Below are 17,972 nucleotides of genomic sequence, written 5' to 3'. Positions count from 1 at the left end.
CGGCAAGGACGATCACCGTTTGTGCCCTGCCGTGGTTGCCAGCGCGCCCCGGGATCGTGACCACCGGAGGGCCCAGACAGCGATCAAGCCCGTGTTGGGGTTGGCGTCGGTTCGGGCGGCTCTGTTGGTTCGACCGGGGGCGGGAAGCGCGGGAGACTTGGGGCGTGCGATCTCCCAAACTGACCTCTCCCGAGCTTCCCCGGTATGGCGAGGGTTCGCTGGCGGAGCTGGTGCCGGCGCTCCTGGGCGCGGTCGGGGCCGGAGGTTTCGCCGAGGCGCCCCGGCTCGGGCTGGGTGAGGCGCGTTCCGCCTGCCTGCTCCTCGTGGACGGGCTGGGGGACGAGCTCGTGGTCGGGAACGCCGACGTCGCGCCGACGCTGGCCGCTCACCGCGCCGCGGCCCTGACGACCTGCTATCCCTCGACGACCGCGACCAGCATCACCTCGATCGGCACCGGCCTCACGCCGGGCGAGCACGGGGTGGTCGGCTATCTCTGGGAGCCCTATCCGGGTGCCGAGGGGCTGCTGAACGCGCTGCGCTGGCAGTTCCAGGGCCGGGACAGTTCGGCGCTGGGCATTGTCACGCCTGAGCGGACCCAGCCCGAGCCGACCGCGTTCGAGCGGGCCACCGCGGCTGGGACCGCCGTCACGGTCGTTTCCTCGTCGCTCTACCGCGACTCGGGGCTGAGCCGGATGGCGCTGCGCGGCAGCCGGTTCTCCGGCGCGTCGACGTGGGGCACCCTGGTCGCGCGCGTCATCGAGGCGCTGCGCGAGCCGGGGTTTGTCTATGCGTACGTCAGCGACCTGGACACCACCGGGCACGCCCTGGGCCCGTCGTCGCCGGGCTGGCGGGCGCAGCTGGCGCTGGTCGACAGGCTGGTCGCGACGCTCGCCGAGCAGCTTCCCGCCGGCTCGACGCTCGTCGTCACGGGCGACCACGGAATGGTCGCCGTCGGCGAGGACGATCACGTGAGCCTGGACGGGCGGGCCGACCTGACGGCCGGGGTGCGCGCGATCGGTGGCGAACCGCGCGCCCGCTACGTCTACGCCCGGCCCGGCGCCGCCGGCGACGTCCTCGCCGCGTGGCGCGAGGCACTCGGCGAGCGCGCGTGGGTGATCTCGGCGGAGCAGGCGGTGGCGGACGGCTGGTTCGGGCCGAAGATCACCGAACAGGCCATCCCCCGCCTGGGCGACGTCATCGCGGCGGCACGCGGCACCAACGTCCTCGTCCGCCCCGAAGCCGAACCCCGCCTGACCACCATGCGCGGCCACCACGGCTCCCTCACCCCCGCCGAGCAGCTCATCCCCTTGATCCGCTTCTCTCGCTGATCCACCTAAGCTTGATCGTCGCCTGTGCCCTGCGGTGGCTGTGATCCGCCGTCGGCGTTCACGAGGCGCCGAGAGCAGAAACCGCGATCAAGGCCCGGCGGATCGGCGTGGACGGACGTGGATCGGAGTGCGTCACATCCGAGGTGAGCCGACGGGCCGAGGCCGCTAGCGTTCTCGCCATGACCTTGGGAGAGAGCGGGCCGGCGGATGGCCGCGTGGCGCGGTGGCGGTCGCCGCTGTTCACCCCGGCGAACCGGCCCGACCTGATCGCCAAGCAGGCCCGGTTCGGTGCCGACATCGTGATCGTCGACCTCGAGGACGGGACGCCGCTGGGCGCCAAGCCCGAGGGCCGCGACGGCGCCATCACCGCCGTGCCGAAGCTGCGGGCCGAGTTCGGCGGCGCGGTCATGCTGCGGGTGAACGGTGTCACCGACGCGGATAACTTCGACGCCGACCTGGACTGCTACGCGGCGCTCGACCTGCAGGGCATCGTCGTGCCGAAGATCGAGACGATCGAGGACGTCGACCGGCTCGACGAGGCGCTGCGCACGCGCGGGGTGGCCGACCGAGCGGTGATGTACGGGCTGGAGTCGGTCGCGGGCGTGCACCGGGCGGCCGAGGTGCTCGCCCATGCCGCCAGGAACGCCCGCGTCGACGCGGCGTACTTCGGTGCCGAGGACTTCATCGCCGACCTCGGCGGGCGGCGCACCCGGTCGAACGCCGAGGTGCTGTACGCCCGTTCGCAGGTGGCGATCGCCTGCCGGCTCGCCGGGGTCGTGGCGCTCGACCAGGTGACCACCGCGATCAACGACCGGGAACGGTTCCTGGAGGAGGCCTCGTTCGCCCGGGACCTTGGCTACGGCGGAAAGCTGTGCATCCACCCGGGACAGGTCGCACTGGCGCATGAGGCGTTCACCCCGTCGCCCGAGGAGTACGACCGGGCGCGCCGGCTGCTCGATGCCTACGAGGAAGCGCAGCGCGAGGGGCGCGGCACGATCAACTTCGAGGGCGGCATGGTCGACGTCCCCCTCGTCCTGCAGGCCCGGCGCGTTCTCGCCATCGGCCGCTGAGGCTGACCGGGCTGACCGCCGGGATTCCTGCCGGATCGACGGAATGTGCGTGGTCGATCCGGCAGGTCCTGGACGACGTTTCGGCCCGGCCGCCGGGCACCGCCTGACCGGTCAGTAGGAGCGGGGCAGGCCGAGGACGTGCTCGGAGATGTAGTTCATGACCATCTCCTGTGACACCGGTGCGATCTTCATCAGCCGCGACTCGGCCCAGAAACGGCCCACCGGGTACTCCGTGGCGAACGAGAAGCCGCCGTGGGTCTGCATCGCCCGGTCCGCGGCGAAGAACGCCGCGTCGGACGCCAGGAACTTCGCGGAGTTCGCGTGCTCCCCGCACGGAAGGCCCTGGTCGTAGCGCCAGGAGGCCTGCCGGATGACGAGCTCGGCGGCGGCGAGGCGCATGTGCGCCTCGGCCAGCGGGAAGGCGATGCCCTGGTTCTTGCCGATCGGGCGGCCGAAGACGACCCGCTCGTTGGCGTACTGCGTCGCGACGCGCAGCGCCGCCTTGCCGATGCCGAGCGCCTCGGCGGCGATGAGAATGCGCTCCGGGTTCAGGCCGTCCAACAGGTACTTGAAGCCCTTGCCCTCTTCGCCGACCAGGTCGGACCCATCGACGCGCAGGCCGTCGTAGCGCACCTCGCAGGACCCGACGGCGTTGCGGGCGATCTTGTCGATCTGGTGGATGTCGACCTCGGGCCGGCGCAGGTCGGCGAGCAGCAGCGTCATGCCGTCCGTGCGCTTGCGGACCTCCTCCAGCGGAGTGGTCCGGACCAGCAGCAGCACCTTCTCGGCGACGTGGCCCTTGGTCGTCCACACCTTCTGGCCGTGCACGATGTAGTCGTCGCCGTCGCGGACGGCCCGGGTGGTGATCGACGTCGTGTCGGTGCCCGCGTCCGGCTCGGTGACGCCGAAGGCGACCTGCAGCTCACCGGTGGCGACGCGCGGCAGGTACTTCTCCTTCTGCGCCTGGGAGCCGTACTTGACGACCGGGTTCATGCCGAAGACGGAGATGTGCAGCGCGCTGGCGGCGTTCATCGCGCCACCGGAGGCCGCGACCTCCTCCATCACGATGGAGGCCTCGGTGATGCCGCCACCGCCGCCGCCGAACTCCTCCGGGATGGCGGTGCCGATCCAGCCGGCCGCGGCCATCTCGTTGTGGAACTTCCAGGGGAACTCGTGGTTCTTCTCGTGCTGGCGCCAGTACTCGGCGTCGAACCCCTTGCAGATGTCGCGCACGGCCTCGCGGATGGCGGTGTGCTCGGGCGGTTCCTCGAACTCCATGGAGACTCCTCGCGTCTCTAATGCGGCCCGCGTGGCCTAGGTCAGGGCGAACGGCAAGGGGCTGGGGCACACGGTCGAGGGCTACTCGGCCTCGTCGGCCGGCCGGCAGTGCATCATCGCGGACCGGAAAGCGCGGCAGACCAGCTCGTCGTGCTGGTTGTAGCCGTCGTGTCGGAACTCCACGATGCCGACGCCGGGGCGCGAGCTGGAAAGCCGCGCCTTGGTCACCTCGGTGATGACGTGCAGGGTGTCGCCCGCGAACATCGGCTTGGGGAACTCGATCGAGCCGAAACCCAGGTTCGCGACCGTCGTCCCGAGCGTCAGCTCCGGCACGGCGAGCCCGACGACCGTCGCGACCGTCATCATCGAGTTCAGCAACGGCCGCCCGAACTCGGTCTTCGACGCGAAGTCGTGGTCGAGGTGCAGCGGCTGCGGGTTCATCGACAGCGTGGTGAACAGCACGTTGTCGGTCTCGGTGAGCGTCCGGGTGATCGCGTGACGGACGACCGTCCCGACCGGAAGTTCCTCGAACCAGGAACCCATTCTCCGGCTCAGTGCACTCGCCTCCTCAGGTGCGGTGCCGGGGCGTTCCGGCACCTGGGACCACACATGGTCGTACGCGTCGGCCAGGGCCGCGCCCGTCCCAGGCCGGTCCGCTCACGCCGTCGGCGGGCCATACCGCCCACTACAGCATGCCGAGCGACCGTCGCGCCCCGGAGAAGTCGCGCGTACCGCCACTCGTCAGCGGTCCGCCTCTCCACAGTCGAGAATTATCGTCTCGCAAGCCGGTAAGCGCCATCTCGTGAGCCAGTAGTCACGTCCCGAGAGACCGGTCGGTCTCGCGCTCTTCAGACCGGTCGTTCTCGCGCTCTTCCGACCCGTCGGTCTCGCGCTCTCCTACGCGGCGGCCGTGAGGCCGTCCTCGGCCGCGGCCAGGGCCGCGATCTCGGCCGCCGAGGCGTTGCCGCCCGTGACGACGACCGCGACGCGCTGGCCGGCGAAGTCACCCGGACGGGCGAGGATCGCGGCGAGCGACGCGGCTCCCGCGCCCTCGGCCAGCGTGTGGGCGTCGCTGGCGAGCAGGCGCTGGGCGGCGGTGATCTGACGGTCGTCGACGAGATGGAAGTCGGCGAGGCCGGCGCGCAGGACCCGCTGCGGCACCTCATAGCCCCGACCGGTGGCGAGGCCGCAGGCGCTGGTGCGGATCGGGCGGCGCACGCACCCGCCCGACCGCCACGAGTCGTGCGCGGCCGGCGCGCCCGACGACTGGACGCCGATCACCCGACATCGTGGCGCGAGCCGGGCGGTGACCAGGCTGGCGCCGGCGGCGCCGGTCCCGCTGCCGATCGGGACGATCACCGCGTCGAGGTCGGGCCGCGCTTCGACGACCTCGAGATAGGCCGTGCCGACGCCGGCGATGAGCTCGGGGGTGTCACCGGGGCTGACGAGCAGCTGGCCGCTCTCGGCGGCGATCTCCTCGGCACGGGTCTGGGCGGCGGCCATGTCCGGGCCGTGCAGCTCGACGGTGGCCCCGAGAGCGCTCAGTGCCCGGACCTTCGAGGCGGCGGTGCTCGCCGGCATGACGACGGTGCACGGGGCGTCGAAGGCGCCGCTGGCGTAGGCCATCGACTGGGCGTGGTTGCCGGTCGAGTAGGTGATCGTCCCGCGAGCGCGCCGCTCGCGCGGCATGCTGGCGAGCAGCGTCAGGCCCCCACGCACCTTGAACGCCCCGGTTGGCTGGACGTTCTCGTGCTTGATGTAGATGGTCACGCCGAGGGCGGCGTTGAGCGCCGGATAGGTCCACATCGGGGTGGCGGGCAGGTGACCGGCCAGCAGGTCCCGGGCGGCGGCGATGTCGGCGAAGGTCGGAAGGGCCCGGGAGGCAGGACGGTCACTCATGTGACCATGATCGGCCGCGGTCTTCTATCGGTCCAATGCCAGATTTCGTCCGAAACTATCAATGATATTGATACGTTGGCCTCGTGTTGGACGTGACCAGGCTGCGCGTGCTGGTCGCGGTCGCTCGCCACGGCTCGGTCACCGCCGCGGCCCGGGCCCTCCGGTACGCCCAGCCGTCGGTCAGCCATCACCTGGCCCGGCTGGAGGCGGAGACCGGCAGTCAGCTCGTCCAGCGCGTCGGCCGTGGGATTCGGCTGACCGAGGCCGGTCTGGTGCTGGCGGAACGGGCGGAGGAGATCCTCGGCCGGCTGGACGCGGCCGAGGCGGAGCTCGCCGCCTACACCGGCCTGCGGGCCGGTCGCGTCCGTCTGGTCGCGTTCCCGTCGGCGCTCGGCACGTTCGTGCCCGCGGCCGCGGCGGCGTTCGCCGCCGACCATCCCGGCGTCGAGCTGCGCCTCACCGAGGCCGAGCCGCCGGACGCCATTCGCCTGCTGCGAGCCGGCGAGGCAGACGTCGCCCTGCTCTTCGCCTACCGAGACCTACCCACGCGGGGCGAACACCCGAAGGCCTCGCCTGGCGACCGGACACCGGTCACGCCGGCACCGACGCCGACGCCGGCACCGGCACCGACGCCGTCGGCATCGGCATCAGCGACGGCGGCATCAGCGACGGCGACGCTTCCATGGCCAACGCGGCCAACGCGGGACGAACGGCTGTCGCCTGATCCGACGTGGATCGAACCTGAGGACGACGGTCTACGCCGGATGGCGCTGCTCACCGAGTCGATCTATCTCGTGACCCCGGCGGGCCTGGCGGGAGACCGGTTGACCGACCATCGCGCCAGGCGCTGGATCGCGGGCTGCGAGCGGTGCCGCACGGCGCTGCTGAGCTCCTGCGCCGCCGCCGGGTTCAACCCCGACATCGCCTTCACGACCGACGACTACCTGGCCGTCCAGGCGCTCGTCGCCGCCGGCCTCGGCGTGACCACCCTGCCCGGCCTGGCCCTGCAGGCCCACCGCCACCCCGACGTCCGGGCGACTCCCCTGCCCGGCCTGACCCGCGCGGTCAGCGCCGCCGTCCACGGCGAGCCGCCCGACCCGCCGGTCACCGCCGCGCTCCTCGCCCACCTCAAGGCCGCCGCCGCCACCTGGACGTCCTCGGCCACAGCCAAGGACTAGGGCCGCCACAGCGACCAACAGCCACGATCAACAGCCAGCCGGCGCTGGTACCGGCTCCGTGGCGCCGGTACCAGCGCCGGCTGGCCGGGCCTGACGGGCCTGACGGGCCTGACGGGCCTGACGGGCCTGCGAGTGTCACTCCAGCGAACGTCCGCCTGTCGCCGGCATCCTCGAAATCAAGATCAGTCAGACGTTGCGCGCCACCGGTGGCGCGCAACGTCTGACTGATTCTCAAGAGGTCGTTCCGGAATGGGCGAATGTCGCCAGGGTGGCTAGCTCGCCGGCTTCGTCAGGTCATAGACGGTCTGACTTCCGACAGTGACGGACGTGAACGTCTCCTGGACCCAGCTGGCGATCTGGGAGTTGGCGCCGCTGCCCCCGCCGGGACCGCCCCCGAAGCCGGCACCGCCTCCGCCACCACCGAGGTAGTAGTGGATCTTGCCGTCGGCGACGTACTGCTTGAACTGGTCCAGCGTGAGGACCTCGTCGCTGCCGGTGAAGCCGCCGATCGCCATCACCGGAAGGCCTCCAGTGGCGAGCTCCAGCGACGCGGCACTCTGCGCCGAACTGACCGCGGCCACCCACCGATACCCGTCGGACCCGCTGGCGAGCAGCTGGGTGACCGCGCCGTCGGTCTGCTCCTCCATACCGCCACCGCCGAAGCCAGCGCCACCGCCGAAGCCGCGGTCCCGGCCGGTCAGGTCACCTTCCTCGCCGCTCGTGGCGCTCCCCTGGCCGTTCGAGGCACCTTCCTGACCGTTCGACGTACCTTCCTGGCCGTTCGCGGTGCCCTGCCCCGGCGCGCCACCGCCGCTCAACCGGAAGGCACCGCCGGGACCACCGGCCGAGCTGGGCCCGGCGAGCGGAATGGAACCCGTGTGCGGCACCGAGGCTGTTTCGAGGGCATAGGCGGTCGGCGCGGCCAGCGTCCCGAAGATCACGGCGGCCAGGGCGAGCACGGCCGCGGACCGGCGGACGGGTGACGTCCGCAGGACCGGCCAGAGGAGCAGCGCGACGGCGCCGACCAGGCCGACGACCAGGACGGGGATCCGCAGCCAGCTCTGCCAGTCGGTGCGGCCGAGCAGGACGTAGCTCCAGACCGAGGTCACGCCCACGCTCAGCGCCAGCAGCAGCCGGCTGACGATCTCGTTTCTCGTTCGCCACAGTTCACGGGCGCCCAGGGCGATCGTTCCGGCGAGGCCAGGGGCGATCGCGACCGTGTAGTACTCGTGAATGGTGCCTTCCATGTAGCTGAAGACGACGCCGGTCACGACCAGCCAGCCGCCCCAGATAAGCAGTGCGGCGCGTGCCCGGTCGGTGCGGGCGGCTCGCCGGGTCACCCACAGGCCGCCGACCAGCAGGATCAGCGCGGCGGGAATGAGCCAGGAGATCTGGGCGCCGAAGTTCTGGTTGAAAAGGCGACCGAGGCCGGCCGTCCCGCCGAAGCCGCCCCCTCCGCCGCCGGGCCCGCCACCGCCGCCGAACCCACTACCCGGGCCCGCGCCCGGTATCCCGCCGAGCGCGCCGCTCACCGCGTCGGACGCGGCCGAACCGGAGCCGGTCGCGCCGTTCATGCCAGGCACCGCCCCGCCCGCCGCACCCGCGGCACCGAGGCCGCCCGCGTACTGCTGGCCGGCCGATCCGAGCGCGGACAGCGCCTCCGAGGCCGTCCCGCCCGGACCGCCGCGCCCGCCACCACCACCGCCGCCGTTGCCGTCCCCGCCGAAGATCCGGCCGAGCCCGTTGTAGCCGAAGGCGAGGCCGAGCACGCTGTTGTTCCCGGAGCCACCGATGAACGGCCGAGAGCTCGCCGGCCACAGCACGGTCGCGAGCACCCACCATCCGGCGCCGACGATCACGCCGGCCCCACCCGTGAGAACGTGCCCGATCCGAGCACGCAGCCGGGTCGGCGCGGCGATCAGGTAGACCAGCGCGAACACCGGCAGCACCAGAAAAGCCTGGAGCATCTTCGTCAGGAATCCGAACCCGATCGCGAGACCCGCCAGGCCGAGCCACCGCCAGGAGGCGACCTCCAGCGCCCGCGTCACGCAGTAGGCGCTGGCGACGAGCAGCAGGACGAGGAGCGCGTCCGGGTTGTTGAACCGGAACATCAGCACCGCTACCGGCGTGAGCGCGAGCAGCGCCCCGGCGGCGAGTCCGACGGCCGGCCCGGCGACCCGGCGCACCGAGGCGTAGAGCAGACCGACGCTCGCGACGCCGCACAGCGCGTCCGGCACGAGCATGCTCCAGCTCGAGAACCCGAACACCCGTCCGGAAAGCGCCATCATCCACAGCGAGGCGGGCGGCTTGTCGACGGTGATGTAGTTCGACGAGTCGATCGAGCCGAAGAACAGTGCCTTCCAGCTCAGCGTGCCGGCCTGCACGGCGGCCGCGTAGAAACTGTTGCCGTAGCCGGACGCACCGAGGTCCCACAGGTAGAGCACCGCGGTCGCGGCGAGCAGGACGAGCAGGGCGGGCCGCGCCCACCGCGGGTCCTCCGGCCGGCCGCGCACAAGCCGAGCGAACCGCCCCGGCCGGCCGGCGGCCCCACCGGAGCGGGCACGCCGCGACCCGCCGCGACGCGGCGGCACGCCTGGCGGCGTCTCGCCGGGAGGCGGATCCGCGACGGCCGGCTCGGCGACGGCCGGACCGGCGGCCGGCGAGCCGGCGGCGGGCGAGCCGGCGGCGGGCGAGCCGGCGGCGGGCGAGCCGGCGAGCCTGTGCTGCCCAGGCCACGTGTCCACGACGGCGACCCGGCTCGGGTCCACGGGATACGGGTGGTCGGCCACCGGATTCTGGCCGGCGGCGTATCGAGGAGCGCCCCAGGCACCCTGGTCGGAGGTCATGACTCCTGCTCTGGCTGGCGAGGACGGATGGGCTGGAAGAGGCTGCCGGGCGCTGGCTCACTCGGCCGCGCCGGTTGAAGGCTGGGCGCGTTCGCGTGACCGTCGCGCCGCGGGTGGAACACCCACGCGCGGAAGGCGACGAAGCGCAGCAGCGTGGCCGTGAGGTTGGCTCCGATCAGCACGGCGAGCTCGAACGCCCGGCCCGCGTCGGGAGCGAACGCCTTCAGGGCGCCGAGGGCGCCGCTCGTCAGTGCCAGGCCGAGGCCGAAGACGACCAGTCCCTCGACCTGGCTGCGGGCGCCGACGCCGCGCCGGCCGAATGTCAGCCGGCGGTTGGCGGCCGTGTTGGCGACCGCGGTGAGCAGCAGCGAGACGAGATTGGCCCCCTGCGCGCCGAGCGGGGCGCGCAGCAGGACGAACAGGACCAGATAGGCGGCGGTGCTCGCGACCCCGATGGTCCCGAACCGCGCGAGCTGCTGGATCAGCTGCCGCTGGCCGGACGCCTCGGGTACCTCGGGCCCCTCGGGCGAATCCGTCGTCAGGGGCGCGCGACCGAGCTGGGCACGCAGTTCCCGGACGGGCAGCCGCCCGGTCCCCAGCGCCCTGCCCAGGCGCGCGATTCCGCGCAGGTCGGCGAGCGCGGTGGCGACGATGTCGACGCGGCTGTCCGGGTCGTCGACCCAGTCCACCGGAACCTCGTGGATCCGCAGCCCGGACCGTTCCGCCAGCACGAGCAGCTCGGTGTCGAAGAACCAGCCCGTGTCCTGCACCAGCGGCAGCAGGGCATGGGCGACGTCACCGCGGATCGCCTTGAAGCCGCACTGCGCGTCGGAGAACCGGGCCGACAACGCCCGTCGCAGCAGCAGGTTGTAGCAGCGGGAGATCACCTCGCGCTTCGGGCCGCGCACCACGCGGGCGCCCGGCGCGAGCCTGGTCCCGATCGCCAGGTCCGAATGCCCGGAGATCAGCGGCGCGACCAGCGGCAGCAGCGCGCCCAGGTCCGTCGACAGGTCGACGTCCATGTAGGCGAGCACCGGCGCCTGGGACAGGCCCCAGGCCGCGCGCAACGCGAGGCCGCGGCCCTTCGCGTCGAGGTGAAGAACCGTTACCTCCGGCATCCCCGCCTCGAGCTCGTTCGCCACGGCCAGCGTTCGGTCGGTGCTGGCGTTGTCGGCGATCGTGATCCGAAAGGGATAGGGAAATGTTTCCGCGAGGTGACGGTGCAACCGGGTGACGCACGGCTGTAGATCGGACTCCTCGTTGTATACCGGGATTACCACGTCCAGCAGGGGACGCGCCCCCGGATGAGGAGATCGAGCCGGACTGTGCTCGACCATCGCGGTGGTGCCGCCTTGCGGATGCACTGTCGTGGCCATGGACCCAGGTTCGGTGCCGGTCCTGTGCGCTCCATTGCGGCAGCCTGTGCGCCGGCTGTGAATGCTCCACCGCACGGGCGTTCTCCTTTTCCTGAACCCCCGGAAGACGCATGGAAAACGTGACGAAACAACGCGGATAGAGGGCCGTCGCCCGACGTCGCGAACATATGGCCAGCGGCGTCAAAAATATGACAGGAACCACCGATCCGCGCACAGAACGAACCGCTCGCGGCCGGCGGTCCGGGGCCGGTCGACCCGCCGTGGGGTCGAATGCCCGAGCGTGGCTCACGGCCGTCGGTGTCGTCAGCCGGGCGTGGAGATCGGCGGGCGTGAGCCACGCTCGGCGCCACCGGTCCCGACGGCGACAGCCCGGCCTGGGCCGCCCGTGGCGCCCACGGAGCCCACGGCATCCACGGCATCCACGGAGCCCGCGGCGCCGACCGCCGTGCACAGTGCGCCGGCGATGCCCGCGACCGCCGGCGGCAACGGCGCCTGGGTGATCGGAAGTACGACGGTGAAGACCGTGCGGCCGGGAACGCTGGCGACGGTGATGCGTCCATGGTGGGCCTCGACGACGGCGGCGACGATCGCCAGTCCCAGCCCGGTGCTGCCGGCGATCCGGGATCGCGACGAGTCGCCCCGCGCGAACCGCTCGAAGATGTTGGGCAGCAGTTCCGCCGGGATGCCAGGCCCGTCGTCCGTCACCGAGAGCCGGATCTCGCCGGCCTCCAGGATGTCGGCGGCCGACCGCGGCGCGACCGGCTTCGATACGGCCTGCTTCGGCACCGCCTGCTTCGGCACCGCCTGCTTCGGCACCGCCTGCTTCGGCACCGCCTGCTTCGACGGGGCCTGCTTCGACGGGGCCTGCTTTGCCACAGCGGGCTTCGTCGCGGCGGCCCTTGGCACGGCGGCCTTTGTCGCGGCGGACCGGGCCGCCGGCGCGGAGGGCACAGGAGCCGCGGCGGCCGCGGGGCGGACTTCAAGGGCGATGGTGACGGATGTGCCCGGCGGGGTGTGCGTACGGGCGTTGGCCAGCAGATTCGCGAGTACCTGGTGCAGGCGGGCCTGGTCGCCGCGGACCGTCACCGGCTCGGGCGGCAGGTCCAGGCGGAACTGATGGCCGGGCGCGGCGATGTGCGCGTCGCTGACCACGTCGACGACGAGCATGGACAGGTCGACGCAGCCATGCTCCAGCGGGCGCCCCGAGTCGAGCCGGGCGAGCAGGAGCAGGTCCTCCACCAGCGCGGTCATCCGTTTCGTCTCGGACTCCACCCGGCTCATCGCGTACGTGATCTCTGGCGGCACCGAGGTTCCCGCCGATTCGCCGGAGCCCGGGATCCGGTCGCCGATCCGTCGTGTGAGCTCCGCGTAGCCGCTGATCGCGGCGAGCGGCGTACGCAGTTCGTGGCTCGCGTCGGCGACGAACTGGCGGACCCGCGTCTCGCTCGCGTGCCGGGCGGCCAGCGCCGCGCCGACGTGGCCCAGCATGTGGTTCAGCGCCGCGCCGACCTGGCCGACCTCGGTCCGCGGATCGGTGTCGACCTCCGGGACGCGGACGCGCAGCGTCACCTCGCCCCGGTCCAGCGGAAGCTCCGCGACCTGGGCCGCGGTCGCGGCGACCCGGCGCAACGGCCGCAGCGTCCGCCGGACGGTCACCGCGCCGATCACCCCGAGGAGCAGCACCCCGCCGCCGGCGACGCCACCGGCGATGATGAGCAGCTGGTTCACGGTGGCGTCGACCTCGCCGAGCGGCAGAGCGCTCACGACCACGACGCTGCCGTCAGGGACCGGTCGGGCCATCACGCGATAGTCGCCCAGGTCGCCGAGCGTGATTGTCTGTACCGCCCGGTTGACGGGCACGGCGGCGAGCTTGTCCGCGACATCGGCGGGGAGTTTCGCGATGTCGTCGTCCTTCGTCCGGACGCCCGAGGCATCGACCTTGCCGTTGACGACGCGCGCGGCCACGGTGCCTGGCGGCTGGGCGAGCAGGAACGCCTGCGGCGTGCCCTGCCAGGCCGGAGGGCGTGTCCCGCGCTCGAATGGCGCGCCGCTGTCAGGGTCTGTCCCGCCGGAGGCGAGGTCGCCCGCGCCCAGCCCGTCGCCCCCGGCCGGCGGCTGGTTCGCGTACCCCGGCGCGTCGCCGTAAAGCAGCCGTGCGAAGAGGTCCGGCGGCGGTTTCCGCCACCTGTCGTCCACCGACATGAGACGGCCGTCGACCTGCTTGACGAGGTAGGAACGCAGTTCGAGGACGGTCACCCCGACGATCGTCGCGGAGACCGCCGTCAGCAGCAGGAGCAGCAGCGCGAGCAGGCGTGCCCGCAGAGACCAGCGCCAGGGCGCGAGCATCCGCCGCGGCGCGCGCGGCGGCCGCGGCGAGCGTGATGATCGCCGCGGACGGGACGGCCATCGCGGGTGGGGCGACCATCGCGAACGGGACGACCGCCGTTCGGCCACGGCGACGTTCACTCCGATGTCGCCGCGGGTGTCCGGCTCGTCGGCGCGGCCGACGCGGCCGGCGTCCCCGGCGTGACCGGCGCGACAGGCCGGAGCACGTAGCCCGCGCCGCGCATCGTGTGGATCATCGGCTGGCGGCCGGCGTCTATCTTCTTGCGCAGGTAGGAGACGTAGAGCTCGACGACGTTCGCCTGGCCGCCGAAGTCGTAGTTCCACACCCGGTCGAGGATCTGCGCCTTGCTCAGCACGCGGCGCGGGTTGCGCATGAAGTAGCGGAGCAGCTCGAACTCGGTCGCGGTGAGGTGGATCTCCGTGCCCTCCCGGTAGACCTCTCGGCTGTCCTCGTCGAGGCTGAGGTCGCCGACGACGAGGACGTTGCGCGGGGCCGCGACCTTGCCGTGCACCCGGCGCATCAGCCCGCGCAGCCGGGCGGCGAGCTCCTCGATGCTGAAGGGCTTGGTCACGTAGTCGTCGCCGCCGGCGGTGAGCCCGAGAACCCGGTCCTCGACGGCGTCCTTGGCGGTCAGGAACAGCACCRGGATATCGGGGCGGACCGATCGCATCGAGCGCAGCACCGCGAGCCCGTCCATGTCGGGCAGCATGATGTCGAGCACGACCGCGTCGGGCTGGAACTCGTCGACCATCCGCAGCGCGGTCTTCCCCGTGCCGGCGCCGGCGACGTCCCAGCCCTCGTAGCGCAGCGCCATCGTCAGCAGCTCGGTCAGCACGGCCTCGTCGTCGACGACCAGCACGCGCAGCGCCCTGCCGTCGGCGGCGCGCGGCTCGAACGACGCCCCGCGCGCCCCTCGCGGCCCGGCGGGCTCCATCGACACCACCGCGGCGGAGGCGTACGCCGCCGATCCGGCCGGGAGCGTACCGGCTGGATCGGCGGTGGGCGCGACGCCCGGCCCCGCCTCGGGAGGGACACCGCTGCCAGCGCCCAGGACGGTGGTCGGAACCGGTTCGCGCCATGCCATACCCGGAAGGTTGGACCCGCTGTCTGTGGACTTCCTGAGCCGTCCCTGTGAAAGACCTGTGGACCGCGCCAACCCGCCGAGCGTGGACGTCAAGTGGACGTCAAGGCACGTCAGGAAGCCGCCGAGGGGTTGTTCTCCAGCGGCCTCTGAAGATCCGCCGACGGCCACCCTGAAGATCCGCTGTGGCTACCGTCCTCAGTCGCGGACGGTGGCGGTGCCGATGGCGGGAGTGGTGGGCTGCTTGGAGCCGCCGGCCGGCTCGACGGTCACCTTCACCGACCTCACGTTGCGCTGAAGCTGGAGGAGGCGGGTCGCCCTGCCGGCGTTACCGTCGACGACGGCCGCGGACTTGACCCCGTCAGGCGTCGACATCCACAGCTGGTACACCCGGTTGTTGGGAAGCGGCGGCAGGTCGCGGACGTCGACGTACGCCCGGTCGCCGAAGGGGATCACCGCGAGGGTCCCGCCGCCGGTCATCGGCTGCGCCGAGCTGGCCGCCGCGGCGGCGACGACCGCGTCAAGGTCCGAGACCCGCGCCCGCTGGGCGGCGAGCTGGTTGCGCTGGTCGACGGACACGGCCCCGACGACGCCGAGGCCTACCAGCGCCACGACCGCCGCGGCGGCGGCCGCGACCGCGATCACCTTCAGCTGGCGACGCTCGCGCCGCTGCCGCAGGTCGTCGCCGGGCACGACGGGCACGACGGGCGGCAGCTGACGGATCTGGTCGATCTCGTGAAGCACTGACGTCCGCAGGGAGGACGGCGGCGTCTCCGGTACCGCCTCCCCGAGCATCGTCGCGACGGCGCGCAGCTCCACGACCTCCCGGGCACAGGTCGGGCAGTGGTCGAGATGCGCCTCGACCTCGGCCCGGTCGCGCGTGTCCAGCGCATCCAGCACGTAGGCGCCAGTCAGGAGGTGTGCCTCCGGCGACGGCGATGTCATGCGCCCACCCCCAGGCAGTCGCGCAGGCGGATGAGACCGTCGCGCATACGGGTCTTCACGGTTGGTACCGGAGTCGAGAGCAGGTGCGCGACTTCCCGGTAGGTGTGGCCGTTGTAGTAGGCCAGCATGATCGATTCGCGCTGGAGGTCGGTGAGACCGCCGAGACAGCGGCGAAGCCGCTCGTACTCGAGCCGCAGCTCGACCTGCTCGGTGACCTCGTCGTAGCCGGCGTCACCCTCCGGCGTCGCCCACACCGCGCCGACCCGCCGTTCCCGGTCGGTCGCCGCCTGGGCGGAACGCACCCGGTCGACGGCCCGGCGGTGCGCGAGCGCGCATGCCCAGCCGGCGGCGCTGCCCCTGGCCGGGTCGAAGCGGCCCGCGAGCCGCCAGATCTCGACGAAGACCTCCTGGGTCACCTCCTCGGCCTGAGCCGGGTCGCGCACGACCCGCTTGACCAGGCCGAAGACCTTGGGGGACAGCTGGTCGTAGAAGGCGGCGAACGCGGCGTTGTCGCCCCGGCCGGCGCGCTGGAGCAACTGCTCCGGAGCTGCCAGCCCATCGCTGGTGGTACTGGCGCCGTAGTCGGGCGCTGCGACGGCATAGAGCGCTCGGCCGTCGTCATCGTCCGCGGGTCGAGGCATGGGCCGGAACCTCCGGGTCACAAGTGTGGCGTCACTGCCGGCCGCGCCCTCTTGTGGCGCGGTTACTGGTAGTTCGACGCGGCGGCTCTTCTGGATTGCCCAACCCCTGGATCGTCTCCGACTGTTTACATGAACGAAGGATCACATGACGGGTTGGCCGGCAGTTGGGACATCCGGCTGCCCGGTCCCGATGCCAGGTCCCGATGTCCGGTCCTGATGTCCGGTCCTGATGTCCGGCCAGCCGACCCTGGCGCGGACGTCACGGTCCGCGTCGCGCGTGCGTCCGGTAGGCGGCGTGGGCGCTGGATCTTGGGGAGCGAGCCCGAATCCGAGGCCGAGGCCGAGACCGGTCGCCGGCGTGCCGTGGCCAGGGCGCGGGGCAGGTGACTCGTAAGGTCGACCGAGTCGACAGGAAGCCTGATCGCATTTCGCGGGGGGGAACCGCGATCTAAACGGGGCGATGCCATTTTTGCCAACCGTGTCACGACATGCTTTTATCCAGCCGGCGCCAGCCGGGTGTGATCCTCGGAAACGGCGCTTGCTTTGCGGGTCATCAGGCCCGCTGCTACAGTTCTGGCGGCACGGTCGACCAGCTTTCTGCCGCCAAAACCCTTCTTCCTGAGAGGATTGTGCGATGGCCGGTCCGCGCGAGGAAATGCAGAGAAACCATTATTCAGGAAACGGCCATGAAGGCTCCGGGAGCAGCGGGCCGCAGAGCTGCGAGATCAAGCTTCTGCCCGATCGCCTGCACGAGGAGGCCGCCTCCTTCGCGACCAGGGTGAACCCCGTCAACGCACCGCTGATGGTGCCGATGGCGGGCGGCCTGAGCATCGAGCCGCAGGCGATTACCCTGATGACCTCGAAGTACTGGGGGCCGACGCAGCGCCGGCTCACGGTGAGCTTCACGGAGTCTCCCCCGGAGGACCTCCGAGCCCGGATCATCAGTCACCTGAACGCCTGGTCCAAGACCACGTCGGTTTCCTTTGTCGAGACCGACAAGGCCGGCGACGTGCGGATCTCGCTGGGGCCGGGTGGCTACTACTCCTTCCTGGGGACCGACATCAAGCTGGTTCCGCCGAACAGGCAGACGATGAACCTCGAGGGGTTCCACATGGGCATGCCGGAGTCGGAGTTCCGGCGGGTGGTGCGGCATGAGGCGGGGCACACGCTCGGGTTCGCGCACGAGCACATGCGCAAGGAGCTCGTCAACCGTATCGATCGCGAGAAGGCGTACATGTACTTCCGCGAGACGCAGGGCTGGGACCGGGAGACGGTCGACCAGCAGGTGCTGACGCCGCTCGACGCCGCCGCCATCATGGGGACGCCCGCGGACCAGGACTCCGTCATGTGCTACCAGCTGCCCGGAAAGATCACCCTGGACGGTCTCCCGATCCGCGGCGGCGTGGACATCAACAAGTCGGACTTCGCCTTCGCCGGGAAGGTGTACCCGAAGACGCAGGCCGTTCTTGAGCATGAATGGCCGCCGTCGGAGGACGTCCTGCTCCCCACCTGATCCCGGGCGTCCGAGCCCAGCCAGACCGGGCCGGCCGCGCGCACGCGCGAGAAGGAGATGCCGGAGTGTGAGCCGGTTGATCGAAGCACAGCTCGCCTCGTTGGACCCGACACTGCCGGTCGCCCTTCGGGTTGGCGACGTGCTCAGGTTCGCCGCGTCCGGCGGCCAGGTCAGGGAGGRCTCTTCCGTCGAGCTCCTCGGAATCTTCACGGAGGGGCTCGTGGGAACGGACGGTACCGTTCTCACCCCCCTGGGCGCGCCGAACACCGTGATGTTCCGCGCCCGTGTGCCGGGACGGAGCACGGTCGACGTCGTCGCCGGTGACCCGTGGAGGTCCACGCGGTCCAACAGCGTGACGGTCGTCGTCGCGCAGTAACAGCCATCGTCCGAGGCACTCGGGAGCGCGTCTCGGTGCGGAGCGCGTCTCGGTACGGAGCGCGTCTCGGTACGGAGCGCGTCTCGGTACGGAG

14 protein-coding genes are annotated in these 17,972 nt (G+C 71.8%); 5 read left to right on the top strand and 9 right to left on the bottom strand.

Translation table 11 applies throughout. The annotated features are described in order from the left end of the window. Window positions 1-164 precede the first annotated feature (164 nt). A complete protein-coding gene (locus tag BL253_RS27190) occupies window positions 165-1,328 on the top strand; it encodes an alkaline phosphatase family protein (protein WP_241835193.1) in 1,164 nt (387 codons plus the stop codon). A gap of 215 nt (window positions 1,329-1,543) precedes the next feature. Then, the gene (locus BL253_RS27185) at window positions 1,544-2,398 is read left to right on the top strand and encodes an HpcH/HpaI aldolase/citrate lyase family protein (RefSeq protein ID WP_241835192.1); all 855 of its coding nucleotides are present in this window, start codon (window positions 1,544-1,546) and stop codon (window positions 2,396-2,398) included. Window positions 2,399-2,509: 111 nt separating this feature from the next. On the opposite strand, the gene BL253_RS27180 is transcribed toward BL253_RS27185, so the two are convergent. The 3 genes from BL253_RS27180 to BL253_RS27170 form a co-directional block, all read right to left on the bottom strand. Further along, window positions 2,510-3,676, bottom strand: a complete 1,167-nt coding sequence (locus tag BL253_RS27180) for an acyl-CoA dehydrogenase family protein (RefSeq protein ID WP_076820142.1) — start codon at window positions 3,674-3,676, stop codon at window positions 2,510-2,512. 81 nt (window positions 3,677-3,757) lie between these two features. Then, window positions 3,758-4,219 (bottom strand): MaoC family dehydratase, encoded by a 462-nt coding sequence (locus BL253_RS27175; RefSeq protein ID WP_076820141.1) that lies wholly within the window; start codon window positions 4,217-4,219, stop codon window positions 3,758-3,760. 354 nt (window positions 4,220-4,573) lie between these two features. Further along, window positions 4,574-5,575: a threonine ammonia-lyase gene (locus BL253_RS27170; RefSeq protein WP_076820140.1), complete on the bottom strand. Its 1,002-nt coding sequence runs from the start codon at window positions 5,573-5,575 to the stop codon at window positions 4,574-4,576. Between the two features lie 83 nt (window positions 5,576-5,658). Between BL253_RS27170 and BL253_RS27165 the strand changes: the two genes are divergently transcribed. After that, the gene (locus tag BL253_RS27165) at window positions 5,659-6,753 is read left to right on the top strand and encodes a LysR family transcriptional regulator (RefSeq protein WP_241835191.1); all 1,095 of its coding nucleotides are present in this window, start codon (window positions 5,659-5,661) and stop codon (window positions 6,751-6,753) included. A 272-nt stretch (window positions 6,754-7,025) separates the two neighbouring features. Here the strand turns inward: BL253_RS27165 and BL253_RS27160 are convergent, their stop codons facing one another. The 6 genes from BL253_RS27160 to sigK form a co-directional block, all read right to left on the bottom strand. Further along, window positions 7,026-9,599: a glycosyltransferase family 39 protein gene (locus BL253_RS27160; protein WP_076820139.1), complete on the bottom strand. Its 2,574-nt coding sequence runs from the start codon at window positions 9,597-9,599 to the stop codon at window positions 7,026-7,028. Continuing rightward, window positions 9,596-10,975 (bottom strand): bifunctional glycosyltransferase family 2/GtrA family protein, encoded by a 1,380-nt coding sequence (locus tag BL253_RS27155; protein WP_420801725.1) that lies wholly within the window; start codon window positions 10,973-10,975, stop codon window positions 9,596-9,598. Before BL253_RS27155 ends, BL253_RS27160 begins: the two co-directional genes overlap by 4 nt. A gap of 303 nt (window positions 10,976-11,278) precedes the next feature. Further along, entirely contained in the window at window positions 11,279-13,321 is a 2,043-nt protein-coding gene (locus tag BL253_RS27150; RefSeq protein WP_081438738.1) for a sensor histidine kinase, read from the bottom strand. 116 nt (window positions 13,322-13,437) lie between these two features. Next, entirely contained in the window at window positions 13,438-14,256 is an 819-nt protein-coding gene (locus BL253_RS27145) for a response regulator transcription factor (RefSeq protein ID WP_076820158.1), read from the bottom strand. 345 nt (window positions 14,257-14,601) lie between these two features. After that, window positions 14,602-15,348 (bottom strand): anti-sigma factor, encoded by a 747-nt coding sequence (locus tag BL253_RS27140; protein ID WP_076820137.1) that lies wholly within the window; start codon window positions 15,346-15,348, stop codon window positions 14,602-14,604. Beyond that, window positions 15,345-15,989 (bottom strand): ECF RNA polymerase sigma factor SigK, encoded by a 645-nt coding sequence (gene sigK / locus BL253_RS27135; RefSeq protein WP_076820136.1) that lies wholly within the window; start codon window positions 15,987-15,989, stop codon window positions 15,345-15,347. Before sigK ends, BL253_RS27140 begins: the two co-directional genes overlap by 4 nt. 634 nt (window positions 15,990-16,623) lie before the next feature. Here sigK and BL253_RS27130 point away from each other — a divergent pair. After that, window positions 16,624-17,502, top strand: a complete 879-nt coding sequence (locus BL253_RS27130) for a M12 family metallopeptidase (protein ID WP_076820135.1) — start codon at window positions 16,624-16,626, stop codon at window positions 17,500-17,502. Window positions 17,503-17,569: 67 nt separating this feature from the next. Next, complete coding sequence (locus BL253_RS27125; protein WP_076820134.1) at window positions 17,570-17,878, top strand: hypothetical protein; 309 nt, start codon at window positions 17,570-17,572, stop codon at window positions 17,876-17,878. Window positions 17,879-17,972: the final 94 nt, after the last annotated feature.

Source organism: Pseudofrankia asymbiotica (assembly GCF_001983105.1).
Classification (GTDB): domain Bacteria; phylum Actinomycetota; class Actinomycetes; order Frankiales; family Frankiaceae; genus Pseudofrankia; species Pseudofrankia asymbiotica.
This window is presented reverse-complemented; position numbering and strand designations above follow the sequence as displayed.

Bases quoted from the DNA above. Each gene is read 5' to 3' on its own strand.
- BL253_RS27180 (WP_076820142.1), bottom strand. From the start codon at position 3,676: ATGGAGTTCGAGGAACCGCCCGAGCACACCGCCATCCGCGAGGCCGTG.
- BL253_RS27175 (WP_076820141.1), bottom strand. From the start codon at position 4,219: ATGGGTTCCTGGTTCGAGGAACTTCCGGTCGGGACGGTCGTCCGTCAC.
- BL253_RS27170 (WP_076820140.1), bottom strand. From the start codon at position 5,575: ATGAGTGACCGTCCTGCCTCCCGGGCCCTTCCGACCTTCGCCGACATC.
- BL253_RS27160 (WP_076820139.1), bottom strand. From the start codon at position 9,599: ATGACCTCCGACCAGGGTGCCTGGGGCGCTCCTCGATACGCCGCCGGC.
- BL253_RS27155 (WP_420801725.1), bottom strand. From the start codon at position 10,975: ATGGCCACGACAGTGCATCCGCAAGGCGGCACCACCGCGATGGTCGAG.
- BL253_RS27150 (WP_081438738.1), bottom strand. From the start codon at position 13,321: ATGCTCGCGCCCTGGCGCTGGTCTCTGCGGGCACGCCTGCTCGCGCTG.
- BL253_RS27140 (WP_076820137.1), bottom strand. From the start codon at position 15,348: ATGACATCGCCGTCGCCGGAGGCACACCTCCTGACTGGCGCCTACGTG.
- sigK (WP_076820136.1), bottom strand. From the start codon at position 15,989: ATGCCTCGACCCGCGGACGATGACGACGGCCGAGCGCTCTATGCCGTC.
- BL253_RS27130 (WP_076820135.1), top strand. From the start codon at position 16,624: ATGGCCGGTCCGCGCGAGGAAATGCAGAGAAACCATTATTCAGGAAAC.